This window comes from Phenylobacterium conjunctum, from assembly GCF_042679085.1.
Classification (GTDB): domain Bacteria; phylum Pseudomonadota; class Alphaproteobacteria; order Caulobacterales; family Caulobacteraceae; genus Phenylobacterium; species Phenylobacterium conjunctum.
Genome location: NZ_JBHTLQ010000058.1, coordinates 1 through 20455, shown reverse-complemented (window position 1 = coordinate 20455; position 20455 = coordinate 1). Strand labels below are relative to the sequence as shown.

Below are 20455 nucleotides of genomic sequence, written 5' to 3'. Positions count from 1 at the left end.
AGGGCCTGGGCGGGGCGGCGGTGATGGTGGCGACGCCGCAGGGCAAGCTGCCGCTCAGCTTCGAGGCCGGGCGCACGCGGGTCGGCCCGGTGGGCGTCGCGCCGGCGCCCAAGCTCTGGTGAGACGTCAGCCGAAGGGCTTGTCCAGGGACGGCGGCGGCTCCGAGAAGTACCTCGGCCCAACCTCGGTCATGTGGAAGCAGTCCTCCAGCCGAACCCCGAACTGGCCTGGGATGTAGATCCCCGGCTCGTTGGAGAAGCACATGCCGGGCGCAAGCTTGGTCGCCTCGCCATGCACCAGGTTGACCGGCTCGTGGCCGTCCAGGCCGATGCCGTGGCCGGTGCGGTGCGACAGGCCCGGCAGCTTGTAGCGCGGGCCGTAGCCGAGGGATTCGTACCAGCCACGCACGGCGTCATCGACCGCGCCGGCCGGGGCGCCCAGTTTGGCGGCGGCGAAGGCGATCTCCTGGCCGCGATGGACCTCGTCCCAGACCTTGCGCTGGGCGGCGCTCGGCGCGCCGAACACGAAGGTGCGCGAGATGTCGGACTGGTAGCCCTCGACCACGCAGCCGCAATCCATCAGCACCACCTCGCCCTCGCGGACCATCTGTGGCTTGCCCGAGCCGTGCGGATAGGCCGAGGCCTCACCCAGCAGGATCAGGTTGAACTCCGCCTCGCCGCCCAGGGCGTGGGTCGCCGCCGTCATCAGGTCGTTGATGTCGCCACGGGTCATGCCGGCCTGGATGCGGGGATAGGTGTAGCGATAGGCCGCGATGGTGATGTCGGCGGCGGTCTGCATCAGGGCGAGCTCGTGCTCGGTCTTGATCATCCGCACGCCGCGGGTGACGGCGGCGCTGTTGCGCACGGTGGCCGACGGCAGGGCCTTCTGCAGGGCGTCGACGATGAAGTAGCGGACAGTCTCCTCGACGCCCACGACGCCGGAGGCCAGCTTCTTGTCCTTCAGCCAGCCGGCGACGACCTCCAGCGGGTTCTCGTCCTCCTGCCAGACGCGCACCTCGGCCGGGACCGCCAGGGTCTCGCGCACCGAGGGCTCCTCGAAGTGCGGGGTGACGATCAGCACATCGCCGTCCACCGGAATCACGCAGGCGGTCAGCCGCTCGCTGCGGCTCCAGCGAACTCCGCAGAAATAGATCATGGCTGAGCCGGGCTCGATCAGCAGGGCTGAAACCCCTTGAGCGCGCATCAGGGTTTGGGCGCGGGCGATGCGCTCCCGGCGCTCCGCCGGACTGATGGGGACCACGCCGCCGGTCAGGGGTTTCAGTTCCGGAATGGCCGCCGGCGCCGCCGCCCGGGCCAGGCCCGCGCTGAGCGCCAGGCCCGCGCCGGCCGCCAGTCCAAGGAATCCACGCCGGTGGGTCATGATCCGCTCCATCCCAGTCGAGGCCGAAGGCTTAGGCCGGATTCGCCGGGCTGTAGAGGGGGCCGCAGACGGAAAAGCCTACGGCCGCGCTTGTTGTCCGGCCTGGCTTCGTGAACAACCCGCAGATGCCCGCGCGCAAGATCACACGCCGTTCGACCCTGTTCATGGTGATGGGGTCCGCCCTCCTGGCCCTGCTGCTGCTGGCCACGCTGAGCCTGGCCTCGGGCCAGGCCCACGATAACGCCGTGGTCACCCACACCTTGCAGGTCCAGAACCGGATCGCGCTGGTCCAGAGCCTGGTGCAGGACGCCGAGACCGGGCAGCGCGGCTTCATCATCACCGGGCGGCCCGACTTTCGCGAACCCTATGACCGGGCCGTGGCGCGGCTGAGCACCGAGCTCGACGCCCTGGAGCACGCGACGGCGGACAATGCGATCCAGCAGGCCTCGATGGACCGGCTGCGCCCCTTGGTCGATCAGCGGCTGGCGCGGCTGCGGGTGGGCCTGGGCCTGCGTGAAGCCGGCGATCTGGCCGGCGCCACGGACGCCGTCACCCAAGGCCGCGGCAAGGTCCTGATGGACGCCATCCGCGGCGAGCTGGCGGCCATGCGGGCCGAGGAAGGCCGGCTGCTGGCCATGCGCCGCGCCCAGGCGGAGGCCACCGCCGGCCGGCTGCGGCTGGCCCTAATCCTGGGCTTCGCGGTCCTGGTGGCCCTGACCGCCTATGCCGTGATGGCGCTGCAGCGGCAGATCCGCGCCCTGATCCAGACCAACGCCGAGCTGGAGACCGAGGCCGCCAACCGCGAGCAGGCCGAGGCCCAGGTCCGCCAGATGCAGAAGATGGAGGCGATCGGCCAGCTGACCGGCGGCATCGCCCACGACTTCAACAACATGCTGTCGATCATCATCGGCAGCCTGGACCTGGCCAAGCGCCGGCTGACCTCGGACCCTGAGCGGGCCACCCGCTCCATCGACAACGCCATCGACGGCGCCGAGCGGGCCGCGGCCCTGACGTCGCGCCTGCTGGCCTTCTCCCGGCAACAGCCCCTGGCGCCGGTGGCTTCGGACCCCAACCGCCTGGTCCAGGGGATGTCGGAGCTGCTGCGCCGGACCATCGGCGAGCAGGTCAAGCTGGAGACGGTGCTATCGGGCGGCATCTGGCGGGTGAACGCCGATGTCTCCCAGCTGGAGAATGGCATCCTGAATCTGTGTGTGAACGGCCGCGACGCCATGCCCGATGGCGGGCGGCTGACCATCGAGACCGCCAACGCCTATCTCGACGAGGAGTACGCCAAGGAACACCAGGAGGTGACGCCAGGCCAGTACGTGATGTTCTCGGTCACCGACACCGGCGTCGGCATGCCGCCAGAGGTGATCGCCCGGGCCTTTGATCCCTTCTACACCACCAAGGGCGTGGGCCGGGGCACCGGCCTGGGGCTCAGCCAGGTGTTCGGCTTCGTCAAACAGTCCGGCGGCCACGTGAAGATCTATTCCGAGATCGGCCAGGGCACCTCGGTGAAGATCTACCTGCCGCGCTGGATGGGCGAACTGACCGCCCAGGCGGCGACCCAGTCGGTGGCCGACCTGCCCGAGGGCCGCCCTGGCGAGATCATCCTGGTGGTCGAGGACGACGAGCGGGTGCGAAAGGTCAGCGTCGAGTCGCTGCGGGAGCTCGGCTACACGGTGATCCATGCGAGTTCCGGCGCGGAGGCGCTGCAGATCCTGGAGCAGGAGCCGCGCATCGACCTGTTGTTCACCGACATCGTCATGCCAGGGATGACCGGACGGGTGCTGGCCGATACGGCCTCGGAGCGGCTGGTGGGCCTCAAGGTCCTCTACACCACGGGCTACACCCGCAACGCCGTCGTGCATAACGGGGTGCTGGACGCCGGGGTGGCCTTCCTGCCCAAGCCCTTCACCATCCAGCAGCTGGCCGCCAAGATGCGTCAGGCCCTGGACGGCCAGGGCGCGAACCGGCCGAGCTTAGGGTGAAACCTGGGGGCCATATTGCCGCCCGACGCCTGCGCCAGGATGGGAAGGATCGGAGGACGCCCATGCCCCCCAAGAGACTGCTCGCCCTCGCCGGGGTCGCGCTGGCCGGCGCCCTGGCCCCCGCCATCGCCGACAGCGCCCCGGAGCCGGCCCCGCCAAAGCTTGGCCTGCCGATCGCCTGCCGTCCGGGCCAGACCTGCGAGGTGCAGAACTATCTGGACCGCGATCCGGGGCCGGGCGCCCAGGACTGGCGCTGCGGCGCGCGGACCTATCAGAACCACAACGGCGTCGACTTCCGCATCCTGGACATGGCCGCCCAGCGGCGCGGCGTCGCCGTGCTGGCGGCGGCGGCCGGCAAGGTCAGCCGCCTGCGCGACGGGGTGCAGGACATCTCGGTCAAGGCCCCCGGCGCCCCGCCGCTGAACGGCCAGGATTGCGGCAACGGCCTGGTGATCGACCACGGCGGCGGCTGGGAGACCCAGTACTGCCACATGGCCAAGGGCAGCCTGTCGGTGAAGGCCGGCGACACCGTCGCGGCCGGTCAGCCCGTCGGCAAGGTCGGCCTGTCGGGCAACACCGAATATCCCCACCTGCATCTGACTGTGCGCCGCGCGGGTGTGGTGGTCGATCCGTTCGCGCCCAAGCCTGGCGCGGCCTGCGGCGCCGGCGGGCCGGGCATGTGGAGCGAGGAAGCCGGCCGGTTGCTGGCCTACCAGACGGGCGCGGTGCTGAACGCCGGCTTCGCCGACCGGCCGGTGACCAATGACGACGTGGAGGCGGGCGGGCTGTCCGCGCCCCAGGCGGGCTCCGGCGTGCTGGTCGCCTATGTGCGCGCTATCGGCCTGAAGGCCGGCGACACCCAGCATCTGGTCCTGACCGGTCCCAAGGGCGAGGTGGTCTCGGAGACCCGCATTCCGGCCCTGGATCGGGACAAGGCCCAATACCTGCTCTATGCCGGGCGCAAGCGGCCGCCAGCGGGCTGGACGCCGGGGACCTATACGGCCCGCTACGAGGTGACCCGCGCCGGCGCTGCGGCGATCCGCCGCACATTCAGCCTGCGCCTCTGACCCCGCAGAAGCTGTGGTCCGGCTAGGCTCGCGCCAAGGGGGACTCGATGACCGAGGTTCAAAGGCTGCCCAAGATCGTCCTGGCGGCGTCCATCGTCGGCGGTGTGAGCTATATGGCCCAGCCGCTGCTGAACTTGCCTGACGCGATCGTGCTGGCGTGGAAGGGCTCCGGCGTCGCCCTGCTGGCGGCCTACGCCGCCTTGCGGGCCAGCGGGCGCGACGGCTGGATGATCGCGGCGGTGATGGCCTTTGGCGCCCTGGGCGATGTGCTGCTGAACGCCTTTGGGCTGACGGTCGGGGCGGTGGCCTTCCTGATCGGCCATCTTGTGGCGGTGGCGCTTTACTGGGCTCACCGGCGCCAGGACCTGACCCGTGGCCAGCTGATCTCCGGCGCCCTGATGATCCCGGCCATTGCGGTCACCGCCTTTGAGCTGCCGGCGGACCGCGCCTTCGCGCCCGGCGTCGCGCTCTACGCCACCGGCCTGGCGGCCATGGCCGCCACCGCCTGGATGAGCCGCTTTCCCCGCGCCCTGGTCGGCCTGGGGGCCTTGGCCTTCGTGGTGTCGGACCTGCTGATCTTCGCCCGGTCAGGGCCTTTGGCGCACGACGCCCTGGCCGGCGCCGCGATCTGGCCGCTGTACTATGGCGGCCAGCTGGCCATCTGCCTGGGAGTCACCCGCACCCTGGCGCGGGACGCCGCCGCGATCTAGAGCACTTTCCGATAAGTGTGAAACGGTTATCGGAAAGTGCTCTAAACTTTTGAATTCGAGACCTTTTTGTCCGTTCTGACCGATGCAGTCAGAACGGAAAGGGCTCTAGGCGGCGGGCGCCTGGTCCAGGAACTTGAGGTTCTCGAGGCGGATCTTCTCGGCGTCCTCGTCGAAGAAGAACGGTAGGAAGGCGTAGCGGCGGCCGGACCTGACCAGGGTCGCCTCGTGCAGCAGCGAGCAGGAGAACACCACGGCGCCGCCGGTCGGGGGCCGATAGGTGCGTGAGCCGAACTCGGGGAAGCGCAGGTCGCCGCCCTCAAAATCCTCGGCGTTCAAATTGATCGAACAGGCGAAGCGCCGGTGCGCGGTCCCGCGGGTGGTGTTGTCCCGGTGGGCGTTGAAATAGCCGCCCTCTGCAGCATCGTAACAGGCGACCATGTAGCGCTCGACCCGCGTGACCTTGTAGTTGAAGGCCTTGTGGATCTGCGGCAGCAGCCGTTGGGCCAGGCGCTGACGCAACAGGTCGCGCAGCGCCTGATCATCGACCACGACGTCGCGGCGGCTCTTGAAGCTGTCCAGGACCGGGACCGTTCGCCCGTCCACCTCGCGCATGACGCCCGAGCGTTCGCCGCCACGGGCGTCATAGAGGTCGATCAGGCGGCGGCAGAGTTCAGGCTCGAACACCCGCGGCACGACCAGGACCGGGGCGAACAGCGTCACGCCGGCATGGTCATCAGGAGCCGGCAGGGCCTCGATGAAGCTGCGCAAGGCCTCGTCCGTCTCCAGCCAGGCCAGGATGCGCATGGCGGGATCGATGACGACGTAGCGGCCCGGATGGCTTCCATCGGCCTCGAGGGCGCCGTAGCCGTTGGCGATGAGCGCGTTGGCGTCGAAGAACCACCGCAGGCCCGGCGCTTCGCCCGCGGCCCGGAAGCGGTTCTCATCACTGGTGACGAAGAAGGCCACCACGCGGTCATCCGACAGCAGGTGACGCATCCCACTGACCGCCTGGGTCATCTGGCCGGCCCGCTCGGCGTCGGGCGGCAGGAAGGCCAGCACCGCATAGCGACCGCCCACGCTGGAGAACTTGAACGTGGGATTGGTGTGGGTTGGGGCCTCAAAGAAGGGCGCCACTCGGCCGATATCAAGCATGATGCACGCTCCCTCGCTCACCGGGGGCTTTGAAGGAACCATCGATGCGCCGGCGGGAAGCGCGCACGGCGTGAGCTGTACCAAACCCGCCCGCCCGACCAAGCATGCGTGGGTTATAAGGGGGACATAATTGTTCCGTCCAACCCCTGCTCGCATCTTTCCTGCGTCGGACGTGGTTTCGACAGGGTCGGCGACTTCGGGACATCTGCCCCCCAAGGAGACCTCTTGCGGCCGCCGACCCCCACCTTCAGCCCTGTAGCCCGGTGAGGTCCGCGCGCTTGAACTGGCCCGCCCTGCGCGACCTTGAGGGGTGGCGGCGCTACGCCGCCGCCTTCGGCACGGTTGTAGTCTCGACCCTGGTCTCGGAACTCCTGTACCGCAGCCTGGACACCACGCGGCTGTCGATGGTGTTCCTGGCCGGCGTCGTGGTCGCAGCCGTATGGCTGGGTTCAGGGCCAGCCTACTTCGCGGCCCTGACCGCCTATGGGATCTACAATTTCTATCTGGTCGACCCGCGCTTCACGATCCAGTTCGTGACCGCCGAGGACTTCATCGTCCTGACCGTGTTCCTGATCGTGGCGATGTTGACCGGGGGGCTGGCCGGCCGGGTCCGCGACGCCGCCCGGCGCGCCCAGAGCCGGGCCCAGGCGACAAACGCCCTGCTGGCCGCCAGTCGCGAGTTCACCTCCCTGGTCAGCGAGCAAGCGGTGCAGGAAAGGCTGGCGGCGCACCTGGCCACGGTGGCCCGCGGGGAGGCGATGATCTCGACCGGCGGCGCGGCGGTGCTGCACCCGCCCGGGATCACCCCGCCGGCCCAGACGCCCGCCGGAGACGCCGCCCCCTCGGAGGAGGCTTGGGTGGCCGCGGGCTGGCGCACCCGCCTGCTGCGGGCCGACGGCGAGGTCCTGGGGGTCGCCGCCTGGCGGCCCGCCACCACGGAGTCCGCCCCCTCTGATGACCAGACGCAGCTGGTTCATGTGCTGGTCGACCTGGGCGCCACGGCCCTGGTGCGCGCGCGGCTGAGCGAGGCTCGGACCGAGATCGAGACCCTGGCCCGCACAGAGCGGCTGCGGAACGCCCTGTTGTCCTCCATCTCCCATGATCTGCGCACGCCGCTGGCCTCGATCCTGGCCTCGGCGACCAGCCTGAAGGACTTCGGGGAGCGCTTCGACAGCGCCGTGCGCGCCGACCTGTTGGACACCATCCAGGAGGAGGCCGAGCGGATGAACCGCTTCATCGCCAACCTGCTGAACATGACCAAGCTGGAGTCCGGGGCCCTTAGGGTCGAGCCCACGCCCTTCGACGTGGCCGAGGTGGCGGACCAGGCCCTGGCCAGGCTGGGCTCGCGCCTGGGCGGGCGCAAGGTGACCCGCCGGCTTCCCGCCCGTCCGGCCGTGGCCCTGGGAGATTCCATCCTGCTGGAGCAGGCGCTGTCCAACGTGCTGGAGAACGCGCTGCGCTACACCCCGGAGACCACGGGATTGAGCATTGAGATTGAGGCGGAGCACGAGGTGGTCATCACCATCGCCGACCAGGGGCATGGGGTCCCGCCCCAGGACCTGGAGCGCATCTTCGAGAAGTTCTACCGCGGCGGGGCGGCCGAGAGCCTTCAGCAGGGCGCGGGGCTCGGCCTGTCCATCACGCGCGGCCTGGTGGAGGCCATGGGCGGATCGGCCCAGGCGCGGCTGCCACAGACCGGCGGCCTGGAGGTGGAGATCCGCCTCCCCGCCGCTACGGAGGCCCTGACATGATCCGCCTGCTGCTGGTGGACGACGAGCCGCAGCTCGTCCGCGCCCTTCGCCCGGCGCTCAACGCCGAGGGCTACGAGGTGTCCGCCGCCGAGACCGGCCTGGACGCCATCGCCCAGATGGCCGCCGAGCCGAGTGACGTGATCCTGCTCGACCTGGGCCTGCCGGACATGGACGGCAAGGAGGTGATCCGGCGGCTGCGCGAGTGGACCGAGGTTCCGATACTTGTGCTGTCGGCCCGCGACCTGGAGGGCGAGAAGATCGCCGCCCTGGACCTGGGCGCCGACGACTTCATCAACAAGCCTTTCGGCATCGGCGAACTGCTGGCGCGGGTGCGGGCGGCCCTGCGCGGCCGCGAGCGCCGGTTCGCCGCCTCAGCGGTGTTCCGCTGCGACGACCTGGAGATCAATTTCGCCACCCGGCGGGTCACCCTGGACGGGATGGAGATCCGCCTGACCCCGCGCGAGTATGACCTGATCCGCACCCTGGCCCGCCATGCGGGGCGGGTGGTGACCCATAAGCAGCTGATCGCCGCGGTCTGGGGGCCGGCCTCTGACGTCGAGGCCCAGTTCGTGCGGGTGCTGGTGGGCCAGGTGCGGCAGAAGCTCGAAGCCGATTCCGCCGCCCCTCAGCTGCTGCTCACCGAGCCCGGCATCGGCTACCGCCTGCGCGCCGAGGATTAAACGCCGGTCAGGGCCGCAGCGATCTCGCGGCGGGTCTCGCTGGCAAGGCCGCTCGCCTCGCCCAGCACCAGGATGCGGCGGGCCGCAGCCCATAGGGCGGCGATGTGCATGGCCTGCATGTCCAGTTCGCCTGAGGCCAGATCACGCAAGACCTTGGCGAAGCCGTGCAGCTCCACCTCGATCTCCTCGCCGAGGTCAGGCTTGGTCTCGCCACCAGCGACCAGATCCAGGGCCAGGAACGAGGTGGCGCGGTTGTCCTGGTTGGCGGGATTGGGCCAGGCGCCGAGGATGCGCTCCAGCCGACCCGCCGCATAGCCGGTCTCTTCCATCAGCTCACGGTTCGCCGCGCGAAGGGCCGCCCCTTCGGCCTCCACCCCATCCGCGGCATCGATCGCGCCGCTGGGCAGGCCGAGCACAACCTGCCCGGCGCCATGTCGGTACTCCCGCGCCAGGACCAGCTCACCGTCCCGCGTGACCGCCACGACGTTGATACAGTTGGGATAGCGCACCACGTGATAGGGCCCGATCCGGTCTCCGCGCGGCGTCAGGCACCAGTCGGATCTCACGGTCAGCCAACGATCCTGGAAGGTGATCTCACTGGACGTGACGGTCCAGGTCAGGCGGTCGGTCATCGGCAGGCGCTCCTTCTGCGCCGAGACGCCAGAACCTGGGTCCCGACGCAAGGGCCGGCGCTCATCGTCGCGCCCAGCCGCTGGTTTCGGGTGCAACTTTCTTCCGAAAGCGGCGCCTATTGCGTGAGGCGGCGCAATGACCTAAGCGCCAAGCCTCGGTTTTCGGGAGAGATTATGTCCCAACCCACCCCGCCCTCCCTGGACGCGGTGCGCGCGCGCATCGATGCGATCGACGCCGGCATCCTGGCCCTGGTCGAAGAACGCGCGGGCCTGGCCCGTGAGGTCGCCGCCGCCAAGGCCGCGGCGGGAGACGCCGACAAGTTCGCCCTGCGGCCCGGCCGCGAAGCCGCCCTGCTGCGCAAGCTCTTGGCCAACCCTGCCCGCCAGAACGCCCGACCCAGCCTGGTGGTGCGCATCTGGCGCGAGCTGATCGGCGACAGCCTGTCGCGCCAGGGGCCGTTCCATGGCGCTGTCTGGGGCGGCAAGGATCCGGCCAAGGCCCTGGAGCTGGCCCGGCATCGCCTGGGCGGCGCCCCGCCCCTGCGCGAGGTGGCCAAGCCCGAGGACGCCCTGGCCGCAGCCCGCACGCCGGGCGGCGTGGCCGTCCTGGCCCTGGAAGCCGGCTGGTGGGGCCGCCTGCTGGCCGAGCCCAGCCTGAAAGTGTTCGCCGCCCTGCCCTGCCTGGCCGCCTGGGGGCCGCTGAACGCCCTGTGCGTGGCCCAGGTGGATGTGGAGCCCACCGGCGATGACCGGACCTACTGGGTCACCGACGCCCCCGGTTCGGCCGCGGCCATCGAAGAAGCCCTGGGCAAGGACGGCGTCGCCGCCGACTTCGTGGCCGAGGCCGGCGGGCTGAAACTGTTCGCCCTGATGGGCTATTACCAGCCGGGCGACGAGCGCCTGGCCCGCGCGCCGGGTCGACTTTCCGGGGTCATCGGGGCTGCGCCGGGGCCGCTCGACGTGTAAGAGGCGGGCGATCCCGTTTCGCCCGAGCTTACCGCCATGACCGACACCCCCGTCCTCGACCGCGGCGCCGCCCAGCGCCCGACGCCCAAGCCCGGCATCCTGGACATCGCGCCCTATGTGCCCGGCAAGGCCAAGGTCGACGGGGTCGAGCATCCGCTGAAGCTGTCGGCCAACGAGAACATCCTGGGCTCCAGCCCCCTGGCGCGCGAGGCCTTCGCCACCGCCATCGACCAGCTGCACATGTACCCGGAAGGCCGGTCGAACATGCTGCGCGCGGCGATCGGCGAAAAGTACGGGCTTGAGCCCGAGCGCCTGCTGTTCGGCTGCGGCTCGGACGAGATCTTCCAGCTGATCAACCAGACCTTCCTGGAGCCCGGCGACAACATCGTCCAGGGCCAATACGGGTTCGGCGCCTACGCCATCGGCGCGAGGGCTTGCCAGGCCGAGGTCCGCTTCGCCCCGGAAAAAGACTACCGCATCGATGTCGACGAGCTCCTGAAGCTGGTCGATGGCCGCACCCGGGCGGTGTTCGTCGCCAATCCCGGCAACCCCACCGGGACCTGGGTCGGCGGCGCGGAAATCCGGAGGCTGCACGCGGCCCTGCCGCCCAGCGTGATCCTGGTGCTGGACGGCGCCTATGCCGAGTTCGTGGACGATCCCGGTTTCGAGGACGGCGCGGCCATGGTCCGTGAGTTCGACAACGTGGTCATGACCCGGACCTTCTCCAAGCTGCATGGCCTGGCGGCCCTGCGGGTGGGCTGGGCCTATATGCCGGAGGAGATGGCCGCCGCCGTCGACCGCATCCGCCTGCCCTTCAACGTCAATATCCCGGCTCAGCTGGCGGCCGTCGCGGCCCTCGGCGACGACAACTTCCAGGCCCGGTCCCTGGCCCTGGTCGCCCAGTGGCGGCCCTGGCTGGCGCAGCAGCTGGGCGGGCTGGGCCTCGAGGCTATCCCGTCGGCGGCCAACTTCATCCTGGTGGGCTTTCCCAAGACGCCGGGCAGGACCGCCAAAGAGGCCGAAGCCTTCCTGGCCTCGCGCGGGATCATCGTGCGCGGCGTCACCGGCTATGGGCTGCCCGACCACCTGCGCATGACCATCGGCCTGGAAGAGCACAACCGGGCCCTGGTCGAGGCCCTGGCCGATTTCATGAAGGCCTGAGCGGGTGACTGAGGTGATCTATCCCCGTCTGGCGGTGATCGGCTGCGGCCTGATCGGGTCGTCCACCATCCTGGCGGCGCGCGCCGCGGGCGTGGTCCGCGAGGTCGCCGTGGCCGACGCCAGCGCCGAGCACCGCGAGCAGATCAAGGCCCTGGGCTATGCCGACCTGGTGACCGGCGACATCGCCGAGGCCGTGGCGGGCGCTGACCTGGTGGTGTTCGCCGTGCCGGTGATGGCCATGGGCGAGGCCGCCCGCGCCGCCGCCCCGGCCCTGAAGCCCGGCGCCACGGTCACCGACGTGGGCTCGGTGAAGGGCGCGGTGATGGACGCCCTGTCCGCCGCCTTGCCCGAAACCGCCTTCCTGGTTCCCGGCCACCCCATCGCGGGCACCGAACAGTCAGGTCCGGCCGCCGGCTTCGCCGAGCTGTTCGACAAGCGCTGGGTGATCCTCACGCCGCGCCCCTGCGAGGACGACGCCTATCTGGAGGCCGTCCAACGCCTGGCCGATTTCTGGAGCGCGGTGGGCGCCAATGTGGAGCGGATGGACGCCGCCCACCACGACCTGGTCCTGGCCGTCACCAGCCACCTGCCCCACCTGATCGCCTACAACATCGTCGGCACCGCCGCCGACCTGGAGGAGGTCACCCAGGCCGAGGTGATGAAGTATTCCGCCGGCGGCTTCCGCGACTTCACCCGCATCGCGGCGTCGGACCCCACCATGTGGCGGGACATCTTCCTGACCAACAAGGACGCGGTGCTGGAGATCCTGGGACGGTTCACCGAGGACCTGCAGGCCCTGTCGCGGGCGATCCGCTGGGGCGAGGGCGACAAGCTGTTCGAGCTGTTCACCCGCACCCGCGCCATCCGCCGGGGCATCGTCGCCGCCGGCCAGGAAAGCGCCGAGCCCAACTTCGGCCGCGACCGGGGCAAGCACCCGTGAACGGCTATCTGTGGCTGACCGGGGCGATCCTGGCCGAGGTGTTGGGCACCACCATGCTGAAGGCCTCGGAGAACTTCTCCCGGCCCCTGCCCTCGCTGGTCACGGTGCTCAGCTATGGCGTGGCCTTCTGGTGCCTGTCGCATACCCTCAAGAGCGTGCCGGTGGGCGTGGCCTACGCCATCTGGTCGGGGGTGGGCATTGTGCTGATCACCGCCATCGCCTGGGTCTGGTTCAAACAGGCCCTGGATGTCCCGGCCATGGCCGGCATCGGCCTGATCCTGGCCGGGGTGCTGGTGATCAACCTGTTCTCCAAGTCGCAGGCCTGATCCGCGGCGGGCCAGATATTGGCCATAGGCGTGCAATAATTCCGCAACACGGCGCGCCTCCAGTCCCCGGCGGAAACAACCCCGGAGACGCACATGCGCACCCTGATCCTCGCCGCCGTCGCGGCCCTGTCCCTGGCCGGCGCCGCCCAGGCCCAGATGGGCCCGCCCGACCCGGCCGCCGCCTTCAAGCGCTTTGACGCCAACAGCGACGGCGCCATCACCAAGGACGAGTGGACCGCCGCCGGCCGCCCCGCCGACCGCTTCGACATGGTCGACGCCGACCATGACGGCAAGGTGACCCAGGCCGAGCTCACCGCCGCCATCCAGAAGATGATGCAGCACCAGTAGGCCGCAGAACACTGAACCTTTTGGTTGACTGATATCGGCGACCAAGGCATGGCATTGAACCAGAAGGTTCAATGTCATGCTCACCGACGCCCACCTCGATCGCACCCTGACCGCCCTGGCCGATCCCACCCGCCGGGCCATCCTGCAGCGCCTGTCCCTGGGCGAGACCCGGATCAGTGACCTGGCGCGGCCCTTCGACATGACCCTGACCGGGGTCTCCAAGCACATCCGGGTGCTGGAGGCCGCCGAGCTGGTGCGCCGCCGCAAGGCCGGGCGCGAACAGCTGCTGACCCTCAATCCCGAACCGATGGACGCGGCCCGCGCCTGGATGGACGCCCAGCGCGCCGCCTGGACCGCCCGGCTCGACGCCCTCGACGCCGCCCTCAGGGCCCAGGACGCTGAAGGAGACGCCCGATGACCAAGACCGTCACCCTTGTGGTGCGCCGCCACTACGCCTTTCCGCCGGAGCGGGTGTTCGACGCCTGGCTGGACCCGGCCTTGGCCGGCAAGTTCCTGTTCGCGACCCCTGACGGGATCATGTTGAAGGTCGAGATCGACCCTCGGGTCGGCGGGACATTCCTGATCACCGAACGCCGTGGCGACCGCGACGACGAACATCGCGGTACGTATCTGGAGATCGACCGGCCCCGGCGGCTGGTCTTCTCCTTCGGCGACGACCGCGCCTTCGACGCCACCACCGTCACGGTGGACATCGTTCCAGCCGGCGACGGCTGCGACCTGACCCTGACGCACACCGGCGTCGAGCCGCAGTGGGAGAGCCAGACCAACGCCGGTTGGACCGGGATTCTGGAGGGGCTGGACGCCACCCTGCGCTGAGGGAGCGGGGGCGTAGCTTTTTGACGAGCTTGGCCGCCAGGGTCGCCTCGACCTAGCCTGTCCCCGTGTGGGGGACAGTATGACGACCAATAGGCTGACGGGCGCGACGACCCGGCCACGCGACACCGACCGCAATGCGATCCTGGTCCTGATCGGCCTGATCTGGACCGGCGTGCTGATGGGCTTTGGCGGCCAGATCCTGAGCCAGCCGGACCGGGTCTACCTGCCCATCGTCCATGTCCACGCCTTCGTCTTCGTGGGCTGGCTGGTGCTGCTCACCGTCCAGGCCCTGTTGGCGCGGCGCGGACGTGTCGACCTGCACAGGAGGCTTGGCCTGGTGGGCGCGGCCTTGGCTTGCATCATGGTGATTCTGGGTCCGGCGACGGCGATCATGGTCGATGCGGCGAAGTTCGCGGCCAAGGGCCGGGCGCCCGCTTTCCTGGCGGTGCAGCTGAGCGACATGGTGGCCTTCACCCTGCTGGTCGGCGCGGGCCTGGTGATGCGGGCAAGGCCCCAGGCGCACAAGCGGCTGATTCTGATGGGGACCCTGTACATCTCCGACGCGGGATTCTCGCGCTGGCTGGGGGACGCCGCCGAGGCGCTGGTGGGCGGCGGCCAGGGCTTCACGCCCACCTGGGCCAGCCTCTACCTGCCAAATGTCGTGCTCGTGCTGGCGTTCGGCGCCTACGAACTGGCGGCGCACCGACGGCTGCATCCGGCCTATCTGGCCGCGGCCGGCCTGACCTTCTCGCTCCAGATCATGGCCACGGCCCTGCTGCTCAGCCCCGCCTGGGCGAGCTTCTCGCTCAAGCTGATCGGTCACTAGCGCCTGGAGCCCGGGCGCGCGCCAGGTCCATGAGGGCGGCGAAGGCCTGGTCCTGGGGCGTGGCGACATTGATCCGCATCCAGGGACTGACCCCGCCATCGGGCGAGAACAGCGCGCCGGGTGCGATCAATTGGCCGTGGGCGGCGACCGCCAGCTGGTTGGTGTCGCACCCCATGTCGACCCATAGGAACAGCCCAGCCTGAGGACGGCCAAGCACCGTGAAGCCCTCGGCCTCGAGCCGCGCCTGCATGGCCAGGCGGGCCGCGTCCAGCCGCGCGCGCAGCTCGGCCGTGCGACGGCTGTAGGTCCGGCCCGACAGGAGCCGGTGCAGGAGCCGCTCATTGATCTCCGGCGTCGTGAAGCCGCCGAGGATCTTGGCGTCCGCCAGGGCCTGGGCGCGATCCGGGGCGGCGGCGACAAAGCCGACCCGCAGGTTCGAGGCCAGGGTCTTGGAAAAGCTGCCGCCGTAGATGACCCGGTCAAGGCCGCCGCGCGCCGCAAAGCGCGGGGCGCCGGGCGCGCCCAGGTCCGCATAGACGTCGTCTTCGAAGATCATCACGTCGTGGGCCCGCGCGACAGCGAGAATCCGGTCGATGGCCTCCGGGTCTAGCGTGAAGCCGGTGGGATTGTGGGCGGTGGCGGTGAGGATCATCAGCCGGGGCCGAACCTCGGCGGTCAGGGCTTCCAGCCGCTCGAGGTCCGGGCCGTCCGGGCCGCAGGGCACGCCGACGATGCGCAGACCCCGCGCCGCCAACATCCCCAGGGCGCCGAACCAGCAGGGTTCCGGGACCAGCACCGCATCCCCCGGCCGGGTCAGTTCGCGCAGCACCAGGTCGAGGGCCTGGGTGATGCCGGTGGTCAGGACGATCTGGTCGGGGCGGGCGACGACGCCCATGCCGGCCAGCCGCTGTTGCAGCAGGTCCCTCAAGGGCTCAAAGCCGTGCGAGCCGCCGGCCGCTAGCCAGCGGTCGGCCCCCTCGCGGCCCAGGGCGCGCAGGCTGTCGGCCACCTGGGCGCCGTCCAGCCAGCTCGGCGGCAGGACCCCGAGGCCCGGCCCCTGGACCCGACCGCTGTCCAGCATGTGGCGCATGAGCCAGGCCAGATCGATGTTGGACGGGGCGGGCGCGGCCGGCTGCGGCGCGGATCGCGGCCGGACATAGACCCCCGACCCGGCGCGGGCCTCCACCAGCCCCCGGTCGGCCAGCCGATCATAGGCCGCGACCACAGTGAAGGGCGAGACGCCCCGCGTCCGGGCCAGGGCGCGGATGGACGGCAGGCGGTCGCCCGGCCTGAACACCTGGCCCTCGATGCGGGCTTCGACCCAGGCGACACAGGCGTCGACCAGGCCAGGTCCCTGGCGCCTGGAGGATTGCGGCATGGGCGGGCGGTCCAATCGTATCGCTGTGACGGTCGCAAACTGTATCGGTACTGTGCTGGTCTGACGAGCTATCCCTGGGCCTGTCATCGCCCAGGGGAGGATGTTCATGCGCGGGATCGCCGTACTGACGCTCGCGGGCGTCCTCATGCTGGCCGGGTTGGCGGAGGCGGCGACGCCGATCAGCCGGGAGGCTCGGCTTCAGGACCTGGCCCAGGTGCGGGCCGAGTACCTGCCCAAGGAGATGGCCTTCACGCCCACGACCCGGGCCGCCGCCGAGGCCAGGCTCAAGACGCTAGAGGCCCGGGCGGGCCGCCTCACCCCCAGCGACCTGCTGGTCGGGCTGGCCGAGGTGGCGGCCCTGGCCGACAACGCCCACAGCGGCGTGCGCTACCACACACCCGAGGCCTTGCCAGACAAGCGCCTGCCCCTGCGGCTGATCTGGTTTCCGGACGCCCTGGTGGTGGCGCGCGCCCACGGCGACGCCGCCGACCTGGCCGGCGCGCGGGTCCTGGCGGTGGAGGGACTGTCGCCGGACGCCCTCTACGGACGGGTGCGGGTCCTGCTGGGCGGTAAGGAGTTGGACCGCAAGAAGCGCGTCACCGAGCTGATCGAAAGCGAAGGGGTGCTGAAGTCCCTGGGCGTCGCACAGGATGCGGACGCCTTGACCCTGAGGCTGCGGCTCGCTGACGGCCGCAAGGTCACACGGCGGATCGCGATGATCCCGCAGGCGTTCACGCCGACCGCGGAGTTCGAACGGCTCTGGGCGCCCCAGGCGCTGGCTGGCGAGACCGGCTGGACTCCGGCGCTGAAACCGGACGCGGTTCCCCTCTACCTGCGCGACGCCGACCGGCCGTTCCGCCTGGAGACCACGCCGGTGGGCCTCTATCTCCAGTTCCGCTCCAACAGCGACGAGGACGGCTTCCCCATCGCGGACTTCCTGAAGGCTGCGGAGGCGCGGATCGCCGCGGACAAGCCGGCGAACCTGATCGTCGACCTGCGGTTCGACATCGGCGGCAATCTGCTGACCACCCTGGACTTCATGCGCAAGCTGCCCTCAGCGATGGCAGGGCGGACCTATCTGCTGGTCGGGCCATACACCTTCTCCGCCGGCATCGTGTCGGCGGCGGCGCTGGAGAAGAGTGGCGGCGACCGGGTGGTCATCGTCGGCGACGAGGTCGGGGATCGGATGCGCTTCTGGTCCGAGGGCGACAATGTGCGGCTGGCGAATTCGAAGCTGGCCCTGCGCTACACCAATGGCCAGTGGGATCTGGGGGCCGGCTGCGCGGGCGAGCCCGCCTGCCTGGACCACTTCATCAATGTGAACCCGGTCTCGCTTGAGCCGGACGTCCGCGCGCCCCTGACCGCCAAGGCCTGGCTCGCCGGGCGTGATCCAGGGATGGAGGCGGTGATGCGCCTGATCGGGACGCGGCCGTGAGGCTGATCATCGGAGATGATGTCTTCCCGGCTCGCTGGGCGCCCTGCTCGCCCCAGAGTCGGGCCGCCTTCCAGGCCCTGGCCCGCGAGGCGGTCCAGATGGTGCACGCCCGCTGGAGCGGCGAGGCTTGCTGGACACCGCTGGGCGTGCGCGCCTTGGACCTTGCGGTGGAGAACCCCACGAGCACGCCCTTGGCCGGCCAGGTGCTGCTCTATCCCGGCGGGGTGAGCGAGACCGAGATCCTGATCCCCTACGGCCCGACCCGGTTCGCCTGTGTCGCGGGACCGCTGGTGGGCGCGCACCTGGTGACCTTGGAGGGCGACCTGGAGCGGCTGGCCGAGCTTGGCCGGCGCGCGCTGTGGGAGGGGGCTCAGACGGTGCGCTGGGACTAGGGGGCGGGTTCGCCCAGGAACGCCTGGATCGCCTCGATGGCGTCCACCAGGCCGACGCGCTGGATCTCCACGCCCTGCGGGAGGCCGGAGAACAGGCGGGTGGGGGCGGCGGCGTCCAGCATGACGAAGACGCCCTTGTCGTCGGCGCGCCGGATCAGGCGGCCGAAGGCCTGGCTGATGCGGTTGCGGGCGACGCTGTCGTCATAGCCCTTGCCGCCGAAGCGCAGGCGCCGGGCTTTATGCAGGATATCCGGCCGCGGCCAGGGCACGCGGTCAAACACCAGCAGCCGAAGCGACCGGCCCGGCACGTCCACCCCGTCGCGCACCGCGTCGGTGCCCAGCAGGCAGGCGTCCTGTTCGGCCCGGAAGATGTCCACCAAGGCGCCGACCTCCAGCGGGTCCACATGCTGGGCGTAGAGGGCCAAGCCCTTGTCGGACAGGGGGGCGGCGATCCGCTCGTGCACGGCGCGCAGGCGGCGGATGGCGGTGAACAGGCCGACCCCGCCGCCGCCGGCGGCCAGGAACAGCTCGCGCATGGCGGCCGCCACCTGGCGGGCGTCGTCCTTTGCCACGTCGGTGATGACGAAGGCTCGCGCATTGGCGGCGTAGTCGAAGGGTGAAGCCAGCCGGATGGTCTTGGGCCGGTCCGGCAGGCGCGCGGCGCCGGTGCGCATCTCGGCGAGCGCAAAGGGATCGTCGAGCGCGCTGTCGGCCAGGGTGGCGCTGGTCACCAGCACCCCATGGGCCGGGGCGATCACGGCGTTGGTCAGGGGTTCGGTCGGATCCACCCAGTGGCGGCGGCAGGCGGCGTCGACCACCCGGCCATAGAGGAAGGTGGCGTCGAACCAGTCGACGAAGTCCGGATCGTCCTCGGCGTCCTCGTCGATGGCCCGCAGCATGGAGCGCCAGGCCGGCAGGGTCATGCGCGCCCGCCGGTCCAGGCCACGCAGGGCGCCTTCGATCCGCGCGCGGTCGCCGGTGGCGAGCTCGGCGGCCTCATCATCCAGGATGTCTTCCAGGTGGCGGGCGAGCGCCAGCAGCGGCGCCTCGACCTTGGCGAGCGCATTGGCGGCGGCCTGGGCGGTCTCGCGGACCAGGTCCAGGGCGGGCCTTGCGGCGCACTCCATGCCGACGTCGGAATTGGCGGCGCGGGCGCGGAGCTGTTCGATCACCGCCACCAGGAAGGCCTCGATGGGGCCGATCGGGTTCACCTCGCCATTGGGCGGGGCGATGCGGCCGGACCAGCCCTCCCCCGGCAGGGCGGCGGCGGCGTGGGCGGCGTCCTGCAACGAGCGCTTGGCGTCCTCGCGATCGCCGATGATGTCGGACAGGCGTGCCTCCAGTCCGCGGCCGCGGCGGCCGCGGCCCTCGGGCCCGCGGATCCAGCGGCGCAGCTCGGCGGCCTCAGCGCCGGACAGGGCGGCCGAAAAGGCGCTGTCGGCGGCATCGAACAGGTGGTGGCCCTCGTCGAAGACGATGCGCTTCAGCTGGGTGGTCTCACCGTCGGCCTTGGAGCCCCGCGCGGCGCGGGCCCCGTCGAAGGCGGCCTGGGTCATGACCAGGGCGTGGTTGGCGATCACCAGGTCGGCCTTGCGCGAGGCGCGGATGGCCTTTTCCACGAAGCAGGTGCGGTAGTGGGCGCAGCCGGCGTGGATGCACTCGCCGCGCCGGTCGACCAGGTTGGCGGGGCTGGCCTGGCCCGCTGGCGGCACGGCGAACAGGGTCGGCAGCCAGGCCGGGAAATCGCCGCCGGTCATGTCGCCGTCGCGGGTGGACCGCGCCCACCGGGCAGTGAGCGCCATGCCGATCAGGTCCGCCCCGCCCAGCTGGGCGGTGTTGGTCATGTCCTGAAAGTTCAGCAGGCACAGATAGTTCTCACGCCCCTTGCGGACCACGGCCTTGCGGGCGCGGGTCTTGGGGTCGGGATAGACGGCGTGGCTCTCGCGCTCGATCTGGCGCTGCAGGGCGCGGGTGTAGGTGGAGACCCACACAGCCGGCCCGTTGGCCTCGGCCCACAGGGAGGCCGGGGCCAGATAGCCCAGGGTCTTGCCGACGCCGGTCCCGGCCTCGGCCAGCACCATGCGGGGTTCGCCCTCGCGCTCGCGGGGCTGGAAGGCGAAGGCGGTCTCGGCGGCGAATTCCGCCTGGGCCGGGCGAGCCTCGTCCAGGCCGGCGCGGTGCAGCAGTTCCTTCAGCCGCTCGGCGGCGGCTTCGGGCGCCATGGGCTTGGAGCCGGCCTCGCCCGCGGGCGCCTGGTCTTCCCACTCCGGAATGCGGGCCCAGACGTCGAGGCCGGACGAGCGGAACTGGTTGCCGGCCGGGCGCGAGCGCAGGGCGCCGACCACCGCCGTTCCCCAGGCCCAACCTGCACGGGTCAGGGTCTCGGCGACGGCGAGCGCCTCCTCGCGGCTGGGCTCGGGCGCCTCGGCCAGGTCGGCCAGCAGCACTTGGCAGGCGGTGCGCAGGCAGGCGGCCTGCTCGGC

General features: G+C 70.7%; 20 protein-coding genes. 15 read left to right on the top strand and 5 right to left on the bottom strand.

Going from position 1 to position 20455, the window contains the following annotated elements:
* Positions 1 to 126: 126 nt before the first annotated feature.
* Positions 127 to 1380 (bottom strand): M24 family metallopeptidase, encoded by a 1254-nt coding sequence (locus tag ACFQ27_RS17875; protein WP_377354551.1) that lies wholly within the window; start codon positions 1378 to 1380, stop codon positions 127 to 129.
* A 125-nt stretch (positions 1381 to 1505) separates the two neighbouring features.
* Between ACFQ27_RS17875 and ACFQ27_RS17870 the strand changes: the two genes are divergently transcribed.
* From ACFQ27_RS17870 to ACFQ27_RS17860, 3 genes are all read left to right on the top strand, one after another.
* Positions 1506 to 3371, top strand: a complete 1866-nt coding sequence (locus tag ACFQ27_RS17870) for a CHASE3 domain-containing protein (RefSeq protein ID WP_377354550.1) — start codon at positions 1506 to 1508, stop codon at positions 3369 to 3371.
* A 62-nt stretch (positions 3372 to 3433) separates the two neighbouring features.
* Entirely contained in the window at positions 3434 to 4438 is a 1005-nt protein-coding gene (locus ACFQ27_RS17865; protein ID WP_377354548.1) for a M23 family metallopeptidase, read from the top strand.
* A 47-nt stretch (positions 4439 to 4485) separates the two neighbouring features.
* On the top strand, positions 4486 to 5148 hold the full coding sequence (locus ACFQ27_RS17860; RefSeq protein ID WP_377354547.1) for a lysoplasmalogenase family protein: 663 nt from the start codon (positions 4486 to 4488) through the stop codon (positions 5146 to 5148).
* A 105-nt stretch (positions 5149 to 5253) separates the two neighbouring features.
* Here the strand turns inward: ACFQ27_RS17860 and ACFQ27_RS17855 are convergent, their stop codons facing one another.
* Positions 5254 to 6300, bottom strand: a complete 1047-nt coding sequence (locus ACFQ27_RS17855; RefSeq protein WP_377354546.1) for a 2OG-Fe(II) oxygenase — start codon at positions 6298 to 6300, stop codon at positions 5254 to 5256.
* Between the two features lie 278 nt (positions 6301 to 6578).
* Between ACFQ27_RS17855 and ACFQ27_RS17850 the strand changes: the two genes are divergently transcribed.
* Positions 6579 to 8051, top strand: coding sequence for an ATP-binding protein (locus ACFQ27_RS17850; protein WP_377354545.1), 1473 nt, complete (start codon positions 6579 to 6581; stop codon positions 8049 to 8051).
* The gene (locus ACFQ27_RS17845) at positions 8048 to 8731 is read left to right on the top strand and encodes a response regulator (RefSeq protein ID WP_374345721.1); all 684 of its coding nucleotides are present in this window, start codon (positions 8048 to 8050) and stop codon (positions 8729 to 8731) included. The genes ACFQ27_RS17850 and ACFQ27_RS17845 overlap by 4 nt, the downstream gene beginning before the upstream one ends.
* On the opposite strand, the gene ACFQ27_RS17840 is transcribed toward ACFQ27_RS17845, so the two are convergent.
* Positions 8728 to 9363, bottom strand: coding sequence for an NUDIX hydrolase (locus ACFQ27_RS17840; protein WP_377354543.1), 636 nt, complete (start codon positions 9361 to 9363; stop codon positions 8728 to 8730). The two genes, ACFQ27_RS17845 and ACFQ27_RS17840, sit on opposite strands and share 4 nt — an antisense overlap.
* A 174-nt stretch (positions 9364 to 9537) precedes the next feature.
* Here ACFQ27_RS17840 and ACFQ27_RS17835 point away from each other — a divergent pair, with 174 nt between their 5' ends.
* The 8 genes from ACFQ27_RS17835 (at position 9538) to ACFQ27_RS17800 (ending at position 14767) form a co-directional block, all read left to right on the top strand.
* Positions 9538 to 10329, top strand: a complete 792-nt coding sequence (locus ACFQ27_RS17835; protein ID WP_377354542.1) for a chorismate mutase — start codon at positions 9538 to 9540, stop codon at positions 10327 to 10329.
* Between the two features lie 36 nt (positions 10330 to 10365).
* Entirely contained in the window at positions 10366 to 11490 is a 1125-nt protein-coding gene (gene hisC, locus ACFQ27_RS17830) for a histidinol-phosphate transaminase (protein ID WP_377354541.1), read from the top strand.
* A 13-nt stretch (positions 11491 to 11503) separates the two neighbouring features.
* Entirely contained in the window at positions 11504 to 12430 is a 927-nt protein-coding gene (locus ACFQ27_RS17825; RefSeq protein ID WP_374345725.1) for a prephenate/arogenate dehydrogenase family protein, read from the top strand.
* On the top strand, positions 12427 to 12756 hold the full coding sequence (locus ACFQ27_RS17820; RefSeq protein ID WP_374345726.1) for an SMR family transporter: 330 nt from the start codon (positions 12427 to 12429) through the stop codon (positions 12754 to 12756). The genes ACFQ27_RS17825 and ACFQ27_RS17820 overlap by 4 nt, the downstream gene beginning before the upstream one ends.
* A 93-nt stretch (positions 12757 to 12849) precedes the next feature.
* The gene (locus tag ACFQ27_RS17815; RefSeq protein WP_374345727.1) at positions 12850 to 13104 is read left to right on the top strand and encodes an EF-hand domain-containing protein; all 255 of its coding nucleotides are present in this window, start codon (positions 12850 to 12852) and stop codon (positions 13102 to 13104) included.
* 76 nt (positions 13105 to 13180) lie between these two features.
* Positions 13181 to 13522, top strand: coding sequence for an ArsR/SmtB family transcription factor (locus ACFQ27_RS17810; RefSeq protein ID WP_374345728.1), 342 nt, complete (start codon positions 13181 to 13183; stop codon positions 13520 to 13522).
* Entirely contained in the window at positions 13519 to 13941 is a 423-nt protein-coding gene (locus ACFQ27_RS17805) for an SRPBCC family protein (RefSeq protein ID WP_377354540.1), read from the top strand. Before ACFQ27_RS17810 ends, ACFQ27_RS17805 begins: the two co-directional genes overlap by 4 nt.
* A 79-nt stretch (positions 13942 to 14020) precedes the next feature.
* Complete coding sequence (locus tag ACFQ27_RS17800) at positions 14021 to 14767, top strand: hypothetical protein (RefSeq protein ID WP_377354539.1); 747 nt, start codon at positions 14021 to 14023, stop codon at positions 14765 to 14767.
* Here ACFQ27_RS17800 and ACFQ27_RS17795 read toward each other — a convergent pair.
* On the bottom strand, positions 14748 to 16145 hold the full coding sequence (locus ACFQ27_RS17795) for an aminotransferase-like domain-containing protein (protein WP_374345731.1): 1398 nt from the start codon (positions 16143 to 16145) through the stop codon (positions 14748 to 14750). The genes ACFQ27_RS17800 and ACFQ27_RS17795 overlap by 20 nt on opposite strands.
* A gap of 106 nt (positions 16146 to 16251) precedes the next feature.
* Between ACFQ27_RS17795 and ACFQ27_RS17790 the strand changes: the two genes are divergently transcribed.
* Both ACFQ27_RS17790 and ACFQ27_RS17785 read left to right on the top strand, forming a co-directional pair.
* Positions 16252 to 17580, top strand: coding sequence for a hypothetical protein (locus ACFQ27_RS17790; protein ID WP_377354538.1), 1329 nt, complete (start codon positions 16252 to 16254; stop codon positions 17578 to 17580).
* Positions 17577 to 17972 (top strand): DUF3830 family protein, encoded by a 396-nt coding sequence (locus tag ACFQ27_RS17785; RefSeq protein ID WP_374345733.1) that lies wholly within the window; start codon positions 17577 to 17579, stop codon positions 17970 to 17972. Before ACFQ27_RS17790 ends, ACFQ27_RS17785 begins: the two co-directional genes overlap by 4 nt.
* On the opposite strand, the gene ACFQ27_RS17780 is transcribed toward ACFQ27_RS17785, so the two are convergent.
* On the bottom strand, positions 17969 to 20455 hold a 2487-nt coding region (locus ACFQ27_RS17780; protein WP_377354537.1), incomplete at its 5' end, for an ATP-dependent DNA helicase. The genes ACFQ27_RS17785 and ACFQ27_RS17780 overlap by 4 nt on opposite strands.

Bases quoted from the DNA above. Each gene is read 5' to 3' on its own strand.
- ACFQ27_RS17855 (WP_377354546.1), bottom strand. From the start codon at position 6,300: ATGCTTGATATCGGCCGAGTGGCGCCCTTCTTTGAGGCCCCAACCCAC.
- ACFQ27_RS17805 (WP_377354540.1), top strand. From the start codon at position 13,519: ATGACCAAGACCGTCACCCTTGTGGTGCGCCGCCACTACGCCTTTCCG.
- ACFQ27_RS17870 (WP_377354550.1), top strand. From the start codon at position 1,506: ATGCCCGCGCGCAAGATCACACGCCGTTCGACCCTGTTCATGGTGATG.
- ACFQ27_RS17810 (WP_374345728.1), top strand. From the start codon at position 13,181: ATGCTCACCGACGCCCACCTCGATCGCACCCTGACCGCCCTGGCCGAT.
- ACFQ27_RS17845 (WP_374345721.1), top strand. From the start codon at position 8,048: ATGATCCGCCTGCTGCTGGTGGACGACGAGCCGCAGCTCGTCCGCGCC.
- ACFQ27_RS17865 (WP_377354548.1), top strand. From the start codon at position 3,434: ATGCCCCCCAAGAGACTGCTCGCCCTCGCCGGGGTCGCGCTGGCCGGC.
- ACFQ27_RS17840 (WP_377354543.1), bottom strand. From the start codon at position 9,363: ATGACCGACCGCCTGACCTGGACCGTCACGTCCAGTGAGATCACCTTC.
- ACFQ27_RS17790 (WP_377354538.1), top strand. From the start codon at position 16,252: ATGCGCGGGATCGCCGTACTGACGCTCGCGGGCGTCCTCATGCTGGCC.
- hisC (WP_377354541.1), top strand. From the start codon at position 10,366: ATGACCGACACCCCCGTCCTCGACCGCGGCGCCGCCCAGCGCCCGACG.
- ACFQ27_RS17800 (WP_377354539.1), top strand. From the start codon at position 14,021: ATGACGACCAATAGGCTGACGGGCGCGACGACCCGGCCACGCGACACC.
- ACFQ27_RS17875 (WP_377354551.1), bottom strand. From the start codon at position 1,380: ATGACCCACCGGCGTGGATTCCTTGGACTGGCGGCCGGCGCGGGCCTG.
- ACFQ27_RS17835 (WP_377354542.1), top strand. From the start codon at position 9,538: ATGTCCCAACCCACCCCGCCCTCCCTGGACGCGGTGCGCGCGCGCATC.
- ACFQ27_RS17795 (WP_374345731.1), bottom strand. From the start codon at position 16,145: ATGCCGCAATCCTCCAGGCGCCAGGGACCTGGCCTGGTCGACGCCTGT.
- ACFQ27_RS17860 (WP_377354547.1), top strand. From the start codon at position 4,486: ATGACCGAGGTTCAAAGGCTGCCCAAGATCGTCCTGGCGGCGTCCATC.
- ACFQ27_RS17815 (WP_374345727.1), top strand. From the start codon at position 12,850: ATGCGCACCCTGATCCTCGCCGCCGTCGCGGCCCTGTCCCTGGCCGGC.